Here is a 15900-nt window from a genome sequence, read left to right on the forward strand (position 1 = left end):
GATGATCTGAAGCAGCTCGCTGTCGAAAACCGCGTAACTCTTTGTTTACCAAGGAGTTTTCCGTTTCGACTGCGCCGGAAGTGGGGCGAATTATAGACTTCCAGAATCTGCCGTCAACCCCTAATTTGCACTTTCTATGAATAAGCTCAAAAACACCCAAAACAGGGTGTTTTTCCCTTCTATATAGGAGGGCGCAAGCGCCCCTCTATATAGAAGAAGAAACTTACAGCACCCCAGCCTGCCGCAACGTACTGACAGCTTCGGCCTCAAGCCCCAGCACACGCTGTAACACCTGCTGCGTGTGCTCACCCAATAGAGGAGGGGCATTGCGGTACTCAACCGGGGTTTCAGAGAGCCGGATAGGGCTCGCCACCTGCGGCACCATGCCGGCCAGCGCGTGAGGCAGCTCGATCGCCAAACCGCGAGCCTGCACCTGGGGATCAGCAAACACCTGGGCCAGATCATTGATAGGCCCGCAAGGCACCCCAGCCTGCTCCAACTGCACCACCCACTCGGCAGTGGTCTTGAAAACCGTTGCCTGGCGGATCAGAGGAATCAGCAGCGCACGATTGGCCACCCGCAGCTTATTGGTGGCAAACCGCGGGTCGTCCGCCCACTGCGGCTGCCCAGCCACTTCGGCAAACTTGCGGAACTGCCCGTCATTGCCCACGGTAAGGATGAAGTCGCCATCCGCCGTAGGGAAATCCTGATAAGGCACGATATTCGGATGAGCATTGCCCAGACGCTTGGGGGCAACCCCCGTAGTCAGATAGTTCATCGCCTGGTTGGCCAGACAGGCCACCTGCACATCGAGCAACGCCATATCGATATGCTGCCCACCACCGTCATGATCCCTATGGGCCAACGCCGCCAGGATCGCCACCGTCGAGTACAACCCGGTAAGGATATCGGTCAGGGCCACGCCGACCTTGACCGGCCCGGCACCTTCATCCCCCTCGGGGCGGCCGGTCAGGCTCATCAGACCACCCAACCCCTGAATCATGAAGTCGTAGCCCGCGCGCTTGGCATAAGGCCCGGTCTGACCGAAGCCGGTGATCGAGCAATAGATCAACTGCGGGTTCAGCGCCTTCAGCGATTCATAGTCCAAACCATAAGCCGCCAGACCACCGACCTTGAAGTTTTCGATCAGGATGTCGGACTTGGCCGCCAGCTCACGCACCAGACGCTGACCTTCAGGCTGGGTGAAGTCGATGGTCACCGATTGCTTGTTGCGATTGGCCGACAGGTAGTAGGCGGCCTCGCTGGTGTTCTCGCCGTAGGCGTCCTTGAGGAAGGGCGGCCCCCAGGCGCGGGTATCGTCACCATTGCCCGGGCGCTCGACCTTGATCACTTCGGCGCCAAGGTCGGCGAGTATCTGCCCGGCCCAGGGCCCGGCCAACACACGCGATAAGTCCAGTACCCGCAGATGCGATAACGCGCCCATGGTCGTTCTCCTATTAATAGAACGCCTGGAGACCGGTCTGCGCACGACCCAGAATCAGCGCATGCACGTCATGGGTCCCTTCATAGGTATTCACCACCTCAAGGTTGACCAGATGCCGGGCGACACCGAACTCATCCGAAATGCCGTTGCCGCCGAGCATGTCACGCGCCATACGGGCGATGTCCAGGGACTTGCCGCAGGAATTGCGCTTCATGATCGAGGTGATCTCCACCGCAGCCGTGCCTTCATCCTTCATCCGCCCCAGACGCAGGCAACCTTGCAGGGCCAGGGTGATTTCGGTCTGCATGTCAGCGAGTTTTTTCTGGATCAGCTGGGTGGCAGCCAATGGGCGACCGAACTGATGGCGATCCAGGGTGTACTGGCGAGCGGTGTGCCAGCAGAACTCCGCTGCCCCCAGGGCGCCCCAGGAGATGCCGTAGCGCGCCGAGTTGAGGCAGGTGAACGGACCTTTCAGGCCACGCACATCCGGGAAGATGTTCTCTTCCGGCACAAATACGTTGTCCATGACGATTTCGCCGGTGATGGATGCACGCAACCCGACCTTGCCGTGAATCGCCGGAGCGCTCAGGCCTTTCCAGCCTTTTTCCAGAACGAAGCCACGAATGTCGCCGGCATCATCTTTGGCCCAGACCACAAACACATCGGCAATCGGGCTGTTGGTGATCCACATCTTGCTGCCGGTCAGGCTGTAGCCGCCGTCGACCTTGCGCGCGCGAGTGATCATCGCACCCGGGTCGGAGCCATGGTTCGGCTCGGTCAGGCCAAAGCAGCCGATCCACTCGCCGGAAGCCAGTTTTGGCAGGTATTTCTGTTTTTGCGCCTCGGTGCCGAATTCGTTGATCGGCACCATCACCAGCGAGGACTGCACACTCATCATCGAGCGATAGCCCGAATCCACGCGCTCGACTTCACGGGCGATCAGGCCGTAGCACACATAGTTCAGGCCGCTGCCACCGTACTGCTCAGGGATGGTCGCACCCAGCAGGCCGATCTCGCCCATTTCGCGGAAAATCGCCGGGTCGGTCTTTTCATGGCGGAAAGCTTCAAGCACACGCGGCGCCAGCTTGCCCTGAGCGAACTGCTCGGCACTGTCGCACACCATGCGCTCTTCTTCAGTGAGCTGTTGATCCAGCAGAAGGGGATCGATCCAGTTGAAGCTTGCTTTGCCGCCCATGAGTGAGTCCTCGTGAAGTAGGTCAACTATCGTGGGCTGATCCTAGGCCGGGTTGCCGTGAACGGCAAACGAGGATTCCGCATACTGTTGTGCTAATTTCTCACTCCGTAATCGCCATAAACGGCATCAGCAGGTTGCACTGAGTGAGGTAGCTGTACATGCGCAGAAAGATCCCCAGCACCGTCGCCCTGGTCAGCTTCGAGGCAGCCGCCCGCCATGAAAGCTTCACCAAGGCCGCCCAGGAGCTGTCGCTGACCCAGGGCGCAATTTGTAGGCAGATCGCCAGCCTGGAAGAGTTCCTCAGTGTCGAGTTGTTCCGGCGCTCACGGCGCGGGGTCAAGCTGACCGAGGCCGGGCTTTCCTACAGCCGCCGGGTGGCGACTCAATTGGATGCAGTTGAACGCGATACGCTGTCGGTCATGGGCCAGCAGGGCGCCAATGTGATCGAACTGGCCGTGGTACCCACCTTCGGCACCCAGTGGCTGCTGCCACGGCTCAAGGACTTCCAGCAGCAGCACCCGGAAGTTACGGTCAACCTGACCAACCGCACGCGCCCCTTTCTGTTCGCCGACACCGACTTCGACGGCGCCATCTACTTTGGCGACGCCGACTGGTCCGGCACCCAGTCCCACCGTCTGATGGGCGAGAGCCCGCTTCCGGTGTGCAGCCCGGCCATGCTCGGCACCCAGGGGCAGTTAAGCGCCGCCCAGATCGCCGATCTGCCCCTGCTGCAGCAAACCACGCGGCCTTATGCATGGCGGCAATGGTTCAACGCCCAGCACATGAATATCCCTCGCGACATGACGGGCCCGCGTTACGAGCTATTCTCCATGCTCGCCCAGGCCGCCATGCATGACATGGGCATCGCCCTGATTCCGCCTTTCCTTATTCAGCGTGAACTCGCCGAGAAACGCCTGGTGATTGCCAACCCTCAGCGCCTCTCGAGCATCAAGGCTTATTACCTGATGATTCCCGAGCGCAAGGTCGAATCAGCGTCTTTACGGGCTTTTCGCGACTGGCTGATCCACCAGGCACACAGCTACAGCCTCGAAGAATAAAGGGATAGCGCCATTAGCTGACCACGTAGTCAACTTATTTAAAGCACTACAGATATAACTATTTGTCGCATTTAGACAGACTGTACCGACAAGCTGAACAATCGTCCTACAAGCGGCTAACCACGTGGCTTGTAGGGTTTAATTAACAGCGATAACCGAGCATTCACACCACCGATAGAAAAAATATCGTTTCCCCGGATAAATCCTTGAAAGGCACGGCCTGTAAGGGATCTAGCCGTACCATTGCGACATTCGGTCACGGGGTGACTTGTAGTTAATTTTCCGTCACGCATCAGAATCCCTTGAAGGGTGCAAAGTTCGCCTGCAAAATGCCGCGCCCCGCCGTGATTTCGGTGGGATCGTGCTGATCGGCCGCCCCAGTCGCACCTTCCGCAGTGCGCTGGCCTTCTAAGAAAGATCGAAAGCAATAAGATCAAGCAGGAGATTTGACGTGCACATTGGTGTTCCTCTCGAAACCCAAACGGGTGAAACACGGGTTGCTGCAACCCCGGAAACCATCAAGAAGCTGATCGGCCAGGGTCACAAGGTCACTGTGCAAAGCGGCGCCGGCATTAATGCCAGCGTTGTCGACAGCGCCTATGAAGCGGCAGGCGCAAGCATTGGCAGCGCCAATGACGCCTTTGGTGCAGAGCTGATTCTCAAGGTCGTGGCCCCTAGCGACAGCGAGCTGACCCTGATCAAGAGCGGCACCGTGCTGGTGGGCATGCTCAACCCGTTCAGCAATGAAACCATTGCCAAACTGGCCGAGCACGGCATTACCGCTTTCGCCCTGGAAGCCGCGCCCCGCACCTCTCGAGCCCAGAGCCTGGATGTGCTGTCGTCCCAGGCCAACATCGCCGGTTACAAGGCGGTGCTGCTGGCAGCCCATCATTACCCACGCTTCATGCCCATGCTGATGACCGCCGCCGGTACGGTGAAAGCCGCCCGTGTGCTGATTCTCGGCGCCGGCGTTGCCGGCCTGCAGGCCATTGCCACGGCCAAGCGCCTGGGTGCGGTGATCGAGGCTTCGGACGTGCGTCCGGCGGTGAAGGAACAGATCGAATCCCTGGGCGCCAAGTTCGTCGACGTGCCCTACGAGACCGATGAAGAGCGTGAATGCGCGGTCGGTGTCGGCGGTTACGCCCGCCCCATGCCGAGCAGTTGGATGCAGCGCCAGGCCCTGGCGGTGCACGAACGCGCCAAGCAGGCCGATATCGTCATCACCACCGCGCTGATTCCGGGCCGCAAGGCTCCGACCCTACTGAGCGCCGAAACCGTCGCACAGATGAAACCAGGTTCGGTGGTCATCGACCTCGCCGCAGCCCAGGGCGGCAACTGCCCGCTGACCGTGGCCGACCAGGTGGTGGTCGAGCATGGCGTGACCATCTGCGGCCCGACCAACCTGGCCGGCGCTGTCGCCGCCGACGCCTCGGCGCTGTATGCGCGCAACCTGCTGGACTTCCTGAAGCTTGTCTTCACCAAAGAAGGGCAGTTCGAAGTCAACCTTGAAGACGACATCGTCGCCGCGTGCCTGATGTGCCGCGACGGGCAAGTCATCCGTAAAAACGCCTAAGCAGGGATTCAGACGATGGAAGAGCTTATCTCCCCCGGTATCTACAACCTGATCATCTTCGTGCTGGCGATTTATGTCGGTTACCACGTGGTCTGGAACGTCACACCTGCACTGCACACCCCCTTGATGGCGGTGACCAACGCGATTTCAGCGATCGTGATCGTCGGCGCCATGCTGGCTGCGGCACTGACCGTGACCCCCCTGGGCAAGACCATGGGCACCCTGGCCGTGGCCCTGGCGGCGGTCAATGTGTTCGGCGGCTTCCTGGTGACGCGCCGCATGCTTGAGATGTTCAAGAAGAAAGCCCCGAAAGTAAAAGAAGAGGCGCCCAAGTAATGAGCATGAACCTGGTAACGACGCTCTACCTGATCGCGTCGATCTGCTTTATCCAGGCCCTCAAGGGCCTGTCGCACCCGACCACTTCGCGGCGCGGCAACCTGTTCGGCATGCTCGGCATGGCGCTGGCGGTGCTCACCACCGTGGGCCTCATCTATAAGCTGGGCGCTGAGCTGGCCACCGCCGGTATCGGTTATGTGATTGTCGGCCTGTTGATCGGCGGCAGCGCCGGCTCGATCATGGCCAAGCGCGTCGAGATGACCAAGATGCCGGAGCTGGTGGCTTTCATGCACAGCATGATCGGCCTGGCTGCGGTGTTCATCGCTATCGCCGCCGTGGTCGAGCCGCAGTCCCTGGGCATCGTCAAACAGCTGGGGGACGCGATCCCTGCCGGTAACCGCCTGGAGCTGTTCCTTGGCGCGGCCATCGGCGCCATCACCTTCTCCGGTTCGGTGATCGCCTTCGGCAAGCTGTCGGGCAAGTACAAGTTCCGCCTGTTCCAGGGCGCACCGGTACAGTTCGGCGGCCAGCACAAGATCAACCTGGTATTGGGCCTTGCGACCCTGGGCCTGGGCCTGGCGTTCATGCTCACCGGCAACCTCAGCGCCTTCGCGCTGATGCTGGCCCTGGCGTTTGTGCTGGGCGTGCTGATCATCATCCCCATCGGCGGCGCCGACATGCCGGTGGTGGTGTCGATGCTCAACAGCTACTCCGGCTGGGCAGCGGCGGGTATCGGCTTCTCGCTGAACAACTCGATGCTGATCATCGCCGGCTCCCTGGTGGGCTCCAGCGGCGCGATCCTCTCGTACATCATGTGCAAGGCGATGAACCGTTCCTTCTTTAATGTGCTGCTCGGTGGCTTCGGCAACACCGCGGATGCCGCCGGACCTGCCGGTTCGAAAGAAGCGCGTCCGGTGAAATCGGGTTCGGCTGATGATGCGACCTTCCTCCTGACCAACGCCGACACCGTGATTATCGTTCCCGGCTATGGCCTGGCAGTGGCCCGGGCGCAGCATGCGCTGAAGGAGCTGACCGAGAAGCTGACCCACCGCGGCGTGACCGTGAAGTACGCGATCCACCCGGTGGCGGGGCGCATGCCCGGTCATATGAACGTACTGCTGGCCGAGGCCGAAGTGCCGTATGACCAGGTGTTCGAGATGGAGGACATCAACTCCGAGTTCGGCCAGGCTGACGTGGTGCTGGTACTGGGGGCCAACGACGTGGTCAACCCGGCCGCCAAGAACGATCCGAAATCGCCGATTGCCGGCATGCCGATTCTGGAAGCGTTCAAGGCCAAGACCATCATCGTCAACAAGCGCTCCATGGCCAGCGGTTATGCCGGCCTGGACAACGAGCTGTTTTACCTCGACAAAACCATGATGGTCTTCGGCGACGCGAAGAAAGTCATCGAAGACATGGTCAAGGCTGTCGAGTAAAACCTGCGCCAAGGCAATACCCCAAACCTCAGCCTTTAGTAGGCTGGGGTTTTTTATTGGCTGCACAATCCCGACAAAAGGCTCTAAATCGCGGCGCTGCATTCGACCATGGTAGCGCGCCGAATTTGTTCGAAATCACTAGACTGCGCATCTTGCTTCCGTTGCCCGAGATAACAATCCATGTACCGTGATCGTATCCGCTTGCCTTCGTTGTTGGATAAGGTGATGAGCGCCGCCGACGCTGCCGCTCTGATTCAGGACGGCATGACCGTCGGCATGAGCGGCTTTACCCGCGCCGGCGAAGCCAAGGCCGTGCCCCACGCGCTGGCCGAGCGTGCCAAAGTGACCCCGCTGAAAATTACCCTGATGACCGGCGCCAGCCTGGGCAACGACCTCGACAAGCAGCTCACCGAAGCTGGCGTGCTGGCGCGGCGCATGCCGTTCCAGGTCGACAGCACCCTGCGCAAGGCGATCAACGCCGGCGAAGTCATGTTTATCGACCAGCATCTGTCGGAGACCGTGGAACAACTGCGCAACCAGCAGCTCAAGCTGCCGGACATCGCCGTGATCGAGGCCGTGGCGATCACCGAACAAGGCCATATCGTGCCGACCACCTCGGTGGGCAACTCCGCCAGCTTCGCGATTTTCGCCAAGCAGGTGATCGTCGAGATCAACCTGGCGCACAACCCGAACCTGGAAGGCCTGCACGACATCTATATCCCGACCTACCGGCCGACCCGCACGCCGATCCCACTGACCAAGGTCGACGACCGCATCGGCAGCACCGCGATTCCGATTCCACCGGAAAAAATCGCCGCCATCGTCATCACCAACCAGCCTGACTCGGCTTCTACGGTGCTGGCGCCGGACAGCGAGACCCAGGGCATCGCCTACCACCTGATCAACTTCCTCAAGCAGGAAGTGGACGCCGGGCGCATGACCAACAAGCTCGGTCCGCTGCAGGCGGGCATCGGCAACATCGCCAACGCGGTGATGTGCGGCCTGATCGACTCGCCGTTCGAAGACCTGACCATGTACTCCGAAGTGCTGCAGGATTCGACCTTCGACCTGATCGATGCCGGCAAGCTGAGCTTCGCCTCGGGCAGCTCGATCACCCTGTCGAGCCGGCGCAATGCCGACGTGTTCGGCAACCTGGAGCGCTACAAGGACAAACTGGTGCTGCGCCCGCAGGAGATCTCCAACCACCCGGAAGTGGTGCGGCGCCTGGGCATCATCGCGGTCAACACCGCACTGGAGTTCGACATCTACGGCAACGTCAACTCCACCCACGTCTGCGGCACGCGGATGATGAACGGCATCGGCGGCTCCGGCGACTTCGCCCGCAACGCGCACCTGTCGGTCTTCGTCACCAAGTCGATTGCCAAGGGCGGGGCGATTTCCAGCGTGGTACCGATGGTCAGCCACGTCGACCACACCGAACATGACGTCGACATCCTGGTCACCGAGATCGGCCTGGCCGACCTGCGCGGCCTGGCACCGCGGGAACGCGCCCGGGTGATCATCGACAACTGCGTGCACCCGTCCTACCGCGCCGCCCTGAATGACTACTACACCGCCGCCTGCGCACTGGGCGGACACACCCCGCACATCCTGCGTGATGCCCTGAGCTGGCACATCAACCTGGAAGAGCACGGGCAGATGCTGGTGAAGTAAATGCAACAGTTGGCCGCTGACGCAAACACAGTTTCGTCAGCTGGTCAGCCGCCTGAATAGAACCGGTAAAAACTGTACTACTGTACCGGTGATTTTCCCACCTAAAACCCCCTCCAATCTCATAAAACCTTACAAAACGCACTAAATAAGTGCGCATAGGTACAGTTGCCTCATTTCCGAGCAGTACAGCCCCTATAAACAGTTAACTGGTCCCTCACAATACAGGTGAACTGTATCTACAGAGTCTTGCGTCAGAGGAGGATCATTGGCATCAGTTAAACCACTACCTGATCCCGCCACAAGCGGAAGGATGTCAACCATGGAACGTACAATCAGTTCCGAACTGTTCTTCGAAGAGAAAGCTGCAAAATCCCAGGCTTCCATGCCTCTGCGCATTATCGCCAACCTGATGCTGTGGCAGCGCCGCATCTCCAGCCGCCATCAACTGGCTCGTCTGGATTCGCGTTTGCTGGCTGACGCCGGTATCAGCGAAGCACAACGCTACGAAGAGCTGAGCAAGCCGTTCTGGCGCTAAGTTAGCGTCGCTGGCCCTGACCCACCGGGTCCACCGCCAGCACCCCAGATTAAGAAAACAAAACCCGTCGCGGGCAACCGCGACGGGTTTTGTCGTTTCAGGGCCTCAGTTCCAGTGTGCAAAAGCGATTTGCGTCAGATAGGTACAGTTTTAATATTACATATATTGAACCAATACAGTTTTAAGGTTTGGTTATCTGTATCGGTAGCTCTGTGCCGAGCACCAGCGCGCTGCAACCCCCGGGATTGAGCCCACGCAAGGCCCCTACACTCCCGCCACCCATTGGCTTGAAGGGTGCGGGGCAGGCTGTTCGAAGCCTTGGCGCAGGCCTAATATCCCTGGATTATGTGGCGAGCAATCCTGAAGGCTCGTCTGATTTATCTGAACACCTCCACCAGGCTGTCCGGTGCCCACTCAGCGCCCCCTTATCTGCTATTTACAGGAGTTTCATCCATGATCCGTCTTCGCCTGCTCAGCGCTGCTGCCTTGCTGGCCGTGGCTGCCAACGCGCACGCCAGCAGCCTTATCGTGACCACTGATGCAATTGTCGGCGCACTCAAGGCCACCACCGACGCCACGTCCGATGCCACCTCGTCGCTGCGCGACAACAAGATCGTGCGCGCGGCCCGGGACGACGCCGCCAGCTTCGTCGCCACCGATGGCGCCATTCGCGGCGTGAAACTGGAAAGCGCGTTCGAGCATATCCGCCAACAGGCTCCGCAGTTGGACGTCAGCGACGCACAGTTGGCCCAGGCCATTCTGGCGATCTGATCACAGACCGATTCCGGCTCTGCCTCGCGCACCCGGAATCCCCGGCGCTGGCCCTCACCCGGGCATTGCGCTAGCCTTGGCGCTGTTTTTTTTCAGCTGTCGAGAGTCTGGTTTTGTTCCGAATACCGCTTAGTGTGTTGCTGTTATCCATGGTCTGTGGAGTGGGCTCGGCTCAGGCTTTTGACCTGACCACCGAAGGCCTGGTCGTCACCGGTTACGCCACCAGCAAGGTGACCAGTGCCCCCTTCGACAGAAAACTGATACTCGCGGCCCAGGATGACGCCGCGGCCTTCGTTGCCAGCGATGGCGTCATGCGAGGCGCACAGTTGGAGTCGGCCCTGGAATACCTGCGGCGCAGCCAGCCAAAACTTCATGCAAGCGACCTTGAACTGGCGCAAGCAATTCTCGTCCAATAATCATCCCCTGTTATTCCGGAGTCGTTCCATGCGCAGCCCGCTGATTGCCGCCACCCTAGGCCTGTTGTTGTTGGCCGATGTGGCCCAGGCACACACCCTGGTGGCCACCAGTAACATCATCGTCCGCGCCTTTGGCCGCACGATCGATTTCACCTCGGACACCACCACCTCCATCCGCGACTCGAAAGTCGTGCGCGAAGCCCACGACGATGCCGCCAGCTTCGTCGCCAGCAACGGCGAAATCCGTGGCGCCCAACTGGAAGCCGCCTTCGACACCTTGCGCACCCGCGTGCCGCAAGCTCGCGACGCCAGTGACCAGGTACTCGCCGAAGCTATCCTCGCACTGTGAGGCCATCAGTCGCCTGGCTGCTGGCCGGGGCCCTGTCGCTACTGTGCGGCACGGCCCAGGCCGACCTGCAGCTGCGCCTCAAGACCGACGGCTTGACCCCGGCGCAACAGCAGGCCAGCCAGGCGCTGCTGGATGAAGCGATGCAGGCCCTGCCGCCGCGTTTCATCCAGCAACTGGATCGGCGCATCGATGTCGGCTGGACCGACAAGATGCCCGAAAACGCCTATGGCCAGGCGTCGCTGGTGTCCGAGCTGGACCTCAATCGCAACCTGCTCGCCAGCCTCACCGACGGCTCGGCCGCGACCCAGAAGACCTATCGCCCACACGGCACCGTGCGCCGGGAAATGCTCGCCACCGTGCTCCACGAGCTGACCCACATTTATGACCGCTCGCGCTTGTGGTCCGCCGCAGAGCGCCCGCTGATCCAGCGCTGCGCCAGACAGAACGCCAACAGCGGCCTGGTCGGCCTGCGGGATGAGTGCCGCGGCCAGACCGAGCGCCGCTTCACCCTGAGCGATGACCCGCGCCTGCTGGACCTCGCCGGCTGGCCGCAATACGTCGGCCGCCGTGGAGCCCGCGAGGAACACAACCGGCAAGTGGCACGCAGCCCGGACATCTACGAGACGACCAACCCCAAAGAGTTCGTCGCGGTGAACATGGAGTACTTCCTCCTCGATCCGAGCTACGCCTGCCGTCGCCCCGGGCTGTACCGCTATTACCAGGAACACTTCGGCTGGGCACCGCCGGCCAAGGACAGCTGCGCCAAGTCGTTCGCCTTCCTCAATGCCGGCAACGACTTTGCCAAGCAGCCCCTGGGCCAGGTCGACCCCGAGCGCGTGTATGCGGTCGACTACTTGCTGGCCGAAGCCAACCAGAACTGGGTCAGCCGCTGGGGCCACAGCATGCTGCGCCTGGTGATCTGTGCCCCGGGCCGCCCGCGCGGACCCGATTGCCGGCTGGACCTGGATCAGCACCTGGTGCTGTCGTATCGGGCCTTTGTCGGAGACGTGCAGCTGTCGAGCTGGGATGGCCTGGTGGGTAAATACCCGTCACGGCTGTTTGTCCTGCCCCTGGCCCAGGTCATCGACGAATACACCAAGACCGAGCTGCGCAGCCTGGCCTCGGTGCCGCTGAACCTGTCGCGCACCGAGATCGAGCAGGTGGTGGAACACGCCGCGGAAATGCACTGGAGCTACGACGGCAACTATTACTTTCTGTCCAATAACTGCGCGGTGGAGAGCCTCAAGCTGCTGCGCAGCGGCAGCAACAATCCGCAACTGATCGGCCTCGACAGCATCGTGCCCAATGGCCTGCTGGAGGTGCTCAAAGGCAGGGGGCTGGCCGACACCAGCGTGCTCGATGACCCCCGTGAAGCCCTGCGCCTGGGCTATCGCTTCGACTCGTTCCGCGATCGCTACCAGGCCATGTTCGAGGTCATCAAGAAGCACCTGCCGATCAAACAGACCAGCGTCGAAGACTGGCTGTCACTCAGTGCCGAGGAACGTCGCCAATGGTTCGCCCAGGCCGACCTGCGCACCAGCGCCGCCTTGCTGCTGCTGGAACAGGCCAGCTTTCGCCGGCAATTGCTGCTGGCCCAGGATGAGGTCAAGCAACGCTACCTGGGCGCCCGCGAACTGAAAAACGGCGGCATGGACAACGCCAACAAGACCCTGCAGGAAATCCTCGCCAACAGTGGCTTCCTCAGCCGCCCGGCGGAGCTGCTGGGCAGCAGTGGCTACGGCCTGCCGCAGCCCAGTGAATGGCAGCGCCTGGAAGCGGAGAGCAGCCTGCGCCAGAAACACCTGCAAGCCCTGACCGGCGACCTGGATAAAGAAGTCCGCGCCTTGCTCGAACCTGCGCGGGCTGCCGAAATTGCCGCCAACGAAGCCAACCTGAAGCAGGTGGGGGAACATTTAAGGGCATTGCACAAGGCAGCAGGGGGGCTGGAGCTGCCTTGATCCTTTGGTATAAGCAGGACTTTTGACGCCATGGAATAGTTGACAACACCCATCAATATGCCACTATTCCGCGATCGAAAAAATGGTGCCATGCCAGGCTCTGCGCCGCGTTTTTCACGGTGATCGAGCGCCTCGTACGACAATAACCCCCCTTATCAGAAGTGCTTGCCGGAGAGATCGGGCGCGGACTTTTACGCAGGTATCAGCAGGATTATATGGAGATAGTCGGTAATCGCGGCGGGTACCAGTGGCAGCTTGGCGACCAGCAATGGCAACAAACAGCAGAAGGTGGTTGTTCGCTCTCCAGCGTCGGCGGGGTAAAACCGGCAGCGACCCTGGTCGATCTCGACTATCTGGTCGGTGCGCGGCTCACTGAATCCGATACCTATCTGCCATCATCTTTCGCGTTCTGCCCGAACAGCGGCGCCGCCCTCACAGCCATCGGCTACCAGGCGCAAAATCGCTGGCTGCCGCCCTATGGCGATGGCAGCGGATCGCGGGTAGTCAATGACGCCTGCCACCTGGACGGCGCGCAACAGACCGTCAAACAACTCTTCGAACGCCTGCAGAACTCCGCCGAGCGCGATCTCAATGACAGCAAGCAGATCATTGAGCTGCCGCGCAAGAATGGCCTGAGCTTCTTCGCTGCCAACCTCGGCGGCCACCGTGAGGCGCTGTTCGCCCTGGGCCGTGAAGGCAGCCTGTTTCTCTGGCAGCGCGGTTCCGAGAAGTGGCTGGAACTGCGCCCCGAAGGCCATCCGATCGGCCGCAACCGCCTGGAGAACTGGGCCAACTCGGTCAGCCTGTGCCCCGCCGAACATGGCCAGCACCTGCTGTTGGCCGGCGATGAAGGCGCGGTGCTGGTCAAGGTCGATCCGCTGAACCTCAAATACCGCTGCCAACGCCGCGATGGCCGAGCGCTGGCCGGCTCCGGCGACCTTGAGGAGCAGTCGTTCCTGCCCCTGGTGCTGGAAGACGGCAGCGTCTGCCTGGTCAGCCCCAGCGCCAACGGCTGGGAGCGCTACCCGGTAGAAGGTGCCGACGCCGCGCAGATGACCCGCCTGTCGGCGCCGATTCGTGACCACACGTCCCGCCGCCTGCTGTGGATTGGCGAGCATGGTTACCTGAGCATGCGCCAGGGCCAGGCCCTGCAAGCGCAGTGGCACCCGTGGCCCAACGGCGCCACCGCCATGCCCGAGCAGGGGCCGCCCTTCCAGGACGGCTACGGCCTGTGGCAACTGATCTTTACCGCCGAGGGCCAGAGCTATCTGCAACTGGACCCGGGGGCTACCGACCAGCCCAAGCCGATCAAGGGCTATCGCCTGGGCACCGGGCACCTGAGCTTCAAGTACAACATTCGCCTGGAACGTCCCTGGGACACCCACGACGAAAGCATCACCCCGACCACCCGTGAGGTGGTGTACCCGTTTATCGAGTTCAGCAGCGACAAGCTCCTGCTCTCGATGCGCGTGGAGCAGAACAGCACCCTCGACGATTTCTTCAAAAGCGAACAGCCGGTGGATGCGCAGTACCGCCTCGAGCAGGTCGGTGGCCGCGGTTTCGGGCTCAAGGCCCACGTCAGCCGCCCGTGGAATGCCCAGTGGTTCTTTTTCGATAACGCGCTGTGGCTGTATATCGATTCTTCCGGAGCGCTTTACCGATGGAACGCCTGACCCTGATGCTACGCCGTGGCTTGTTACTGATTCTGGCCCTGGGCAGCGCGGGCGCTGTCGCCGAGCCGATGCGCCAGGTGTTCCTGGTGCAGAACTCCGGCTGGATGGAGCCCTTCTATCTGGACCCGGCGTCGTCGTTCAAACCGCTGGTAATCAAGCTGGCCGCCGCGGCGGCGGGCAATTCGGAAGTGGTGATTGGCGGTTTCAACCAGGCCGATGCCCAGCACCCGTCGCCGGAGTGGACTTATCGCGGTCCCGGCACCCACGACAAGCTCGCCGCCAGCGTCAATCAGCTGAACCTGGTGCGCAAGGCCGGCGGCGCCTACGCCGACACCGACTTCAAGGAAGCGTTGCTGGCGGCCATCAAGACCGGGCTCGAGGGCCGGGAAGGGATTGTCTGGATCCTCACCAACAACAAGAACAGCCCCAACAACAGCAGCGAAACCTCGCTCAAGAACCGCGAGTTCTATGACCTGCTGCACAACGAGGCCAGCATCACCCGGATCGCCGCATTCCCGCAGAAAATGCCGGTGGCAGGCCCCAACTACCAAGCCAACGGCCTGATGATTTATGCGCTGGCCTACGGCGATAACGCCGGCAAGGCCCTGGAGCAGGTCCTGGCCCAGCCGGCCCTGGCGACCCTGCTCAAGGACAACCGGGTACGGCTCAAGCCCCTGACCCAGTCGGCGGTACGCTTTATCCCCACCGGCGTGCAGGACACCCCGGACGTCAGTGCCGAACTGGCCCCGGACCAGCAGACCCTGATCCTCAATATCAACGTCGACAGCTCGCCCAAAACCGCGGTGCTGCTGGGCAAGTTCGAAAACCAGTTCAACCCGTACCAGATCCACGACGCGAAGATCGAGATGAACCTGGACATGCCGGGCGAAGCCCTGCAATCGAGCATCTCCCTCGACCGCCTGACGGACCTGGAACCCGGTGCGCGCTCCAGCGAAGCCGCGATCAGCCTGCAACTGCCGCCCCTGCCGTCCCAATGGTCGAGCGAGGTGATCCTCTCCAGCGGTTACCAGCGCGCCGGGACCATCGAGGTGCGCCTGAGCGAGCAGCAACTGCGTATCTCCCAGGACTTCATCGCGAAGATGAACGAACTGTTCCCTGGCGATGCGCTGCCGGACGTGTTTATCCCGTCCAGCGAAGCCAGCACTTCTTCGACCGTTCTGCCGATCGTGCTGCGCATCAGCTACCCGCTGGGGCCGGTGCTGTTGCTGTTCGGGCTGTTCCTGCTGCTGTTGATCGCGGCCCTGGTGGGCAAAAGCATGATCGCCGGCAAGAAAGCCGTGACCGTGATGGTGGAGGGCGTGGCCCAGCACTATCCGCTCAAACCCTTTAGCAGTGCCAACGTCTACGACGCCCAGCAGAACAAGGTCGCGACCATCAAGCGCGGCCTGTTCGGGGTCAAGCTCCTGGACAAGGCTCCCGACACTGCTGTGCGTCTCAAGTAACCCTCACTCAAGAATCCCC

14 protein-coding genes are annotated in these 15900 nt (G+C 61.4%); 12 read left to right on the forward strand and 2 right to left on the reverse strand.

What is annotated here, in order from left to right; genetic code table 11:
* Positions 1 to 223: 223 nt before the first annotated feature.
* Together MF4836_RS10145 and MF4836_RS10150 are read right to left on the reverse strand one after the other, a co-directional pair.
* Entirely contained in the window at positions 224 to 1444 is a 1221-nt protein-coding gene (locus tag MF4836_RS10145) for a CaiB/BaiF CoA transferase family protein (RefSeq protein WP_078470233.1), read from the reverse strand.
* Between the two features lie 13 nt (positions 1445 to 1457).
* The gene (locus MF4836_RS10150) at positions 1458 to 2639 is read right to left on the reverse strand and encodes an acyl-CoA dehydrogenase (protein ID WP_078470234.1); all 1182 of its coding nucleotides are present in this window, start codon (positions 2637 to 2639) and stop codon (positions 1458 to 1460) included.
* Positions 2640 to 2797: 158 nt separating this feature from the next.
* On the opposite strand from MF4836_RS10150, the gene MF4836_RS10155 reads away from it, so the two are divergent.
* From MF4836_RS10155 to MF4836_RS10210, 12 genes are all read left to right on the forward strand, one after another.
* Entirely contained in the window at positions 2798 to 3697 is a 900-nt protein-coding gene (locus tag MF4836_RS10155; protein ID WP_078470235.1) for a LysR family transcriptional regulator, read from the forward strand.
* Between the two features lie 451 nt (positions 3698 to 4148).
* Complete coding sequence (locus MF4836_RS10160; RefSeq protein ID WP_078470236.1) at positions 4149 to 5270, forward strand: Re/Si-specific NAD(P)(+) transhydrogenase subunit alpha; 1122 nt, start codon at positions 4149 to 4151, stop codon at positions 5268 to 5270.
* Between the two features lie 15 nt (positions 5271 to 5285).
* On the forward strand, positions 5286 to 5606 hold the full coding sequence (locus tag MF4836_RS10165; protein WP_003187417.1) for an NAD(P) transhydrogenase subunit alpha: 321 nt from the start codon (positions 5286 to 5288) through the stop codon (positions 5604 to 5606).
* On the forward strand, positions 5606 to 7042 hold the full coding sequence (locus MF4836_RS10170; protein WP_078470237.1) for an NAD(P)(+) transhydrogenase (Re/Si-specific) subunit beta: 1437 nt from the start codon (positions 5606 to 5608) through the stop codon (positions 7040 to 7042). The genes MF4836_RS10165 and MF4836_RS10170 overlap by 1 nt, the downstream gene beginning before the upstream one ends.
* Before the next feature lie 180 nt (positions 7043 to 7222).
* Positions 7223 to 8716, forward strand: coding sequence for an acetyl-CoA hydrolase/transferase family protein (locus MF4836_RS10175; protein WP_078470238.1), 1494 nt, complete (start codon positions 7223 to 7225; stop codon positions 8714 to 8716).
* A gap of 319 nt (positions 8717 to 9035) precedes the next feature.
* Positions 9036 to 9251 carry a DUF1127 domain-containing protein gene (locus MF4836_RS10180; RefSeq protein ID WP_078470239.1) on the forward strand — a complete coding sequence of 72 codons (216 nt, stop codon included), beginning with the start codon at positions 9036 to 9038 and terminating at the stop codon, positions 9249 to 9251.
* A gap of 453 nt (positions 9252 to 9704) precedes the next feature.
* Entirely contained in the window at positions 9705 to 10022 is a 318-nt protein-coding gene (locus tag MF4836_RS10185) for a DUF2388 domain-containing protein (RefSeq protein WP_078470240.1), read from the forward strand.
* Between the two features lie 113 nt (positions 10023 to 10135).
* A complete protein-coding gene (locus MF4836_RS10190) occupies positions 10136 to 10438 on the forward strand; it encodes a DUF2388 domain-containing protein (protein WP_443217309.1) in 303 nt (100 codons plus the stop codon).
* 28 nt (positions 10439 to 10466) lie between these two features.
* The gene (locus MF4836_RS10195) at positions 10467 to 10787 is read left to right on the forward strand and encodes a DUF2388 domain-containing protein (RefSeq protein ID WP_020296239.1); all 321 of its coding nucleotides are present in this window, start codon (positions 10467 to 10469) and stop codon (positions 10785 to 10787) included.
* The gene (locus MF4836_RS10200; protein ID WP_078470242.1) at positions 10784 to 12745 is read left to right on the forward strand and encodes a DUF7844 domain-containing protein; all 1962 of its coding nucleotides are present in this window, start codon (positions 10784 to 10786) and stop codon (positions 12743 to 12745) included. The genes MF4836_RS10195 and MF4836_RS10200 overlap by 4 nt, the downstream gene beginning before the upstream one ends.
* A gap of 215 nt (positions 12746 to 12960) precedes the next feature.
* Positions 12961 to 14418 (forward strand): hypothetical protein, encoded by a 1458-nt coding sequence (locus MF4836_RS10205; protein WP_078470243.1) that lies wholly within the window; start codon positions 12961 to 12963, stop codon positions 14416 to 14418.
* A complete protein-coding gene (locus MF4836_RS10210; RefSeq protein WP_078470244.1) occupies positions 14406 to 15881 on the forward strand; it encodes a hypothetical protein in 1476 nt (491 codons plus the stop codon). The genes MF4836_RS10205 and MF4836_RS10210 overlap by 13 nt, the downstream gene beginning before the upstream one ends.
* Positions 15882 to 15900: the final 19 nt, after the last annotated feature.

It is taken from the genome of Pseudomonas sp. MF4836, assembly GCF_002018875.1.
In the GTDB taxonomy this organism is placed as follows: Bacteria; Pseudomonadota; Gammaproteobacteria; order Pseudomonadales; family Pseudomonadaceae; genus Aquipseudomonas.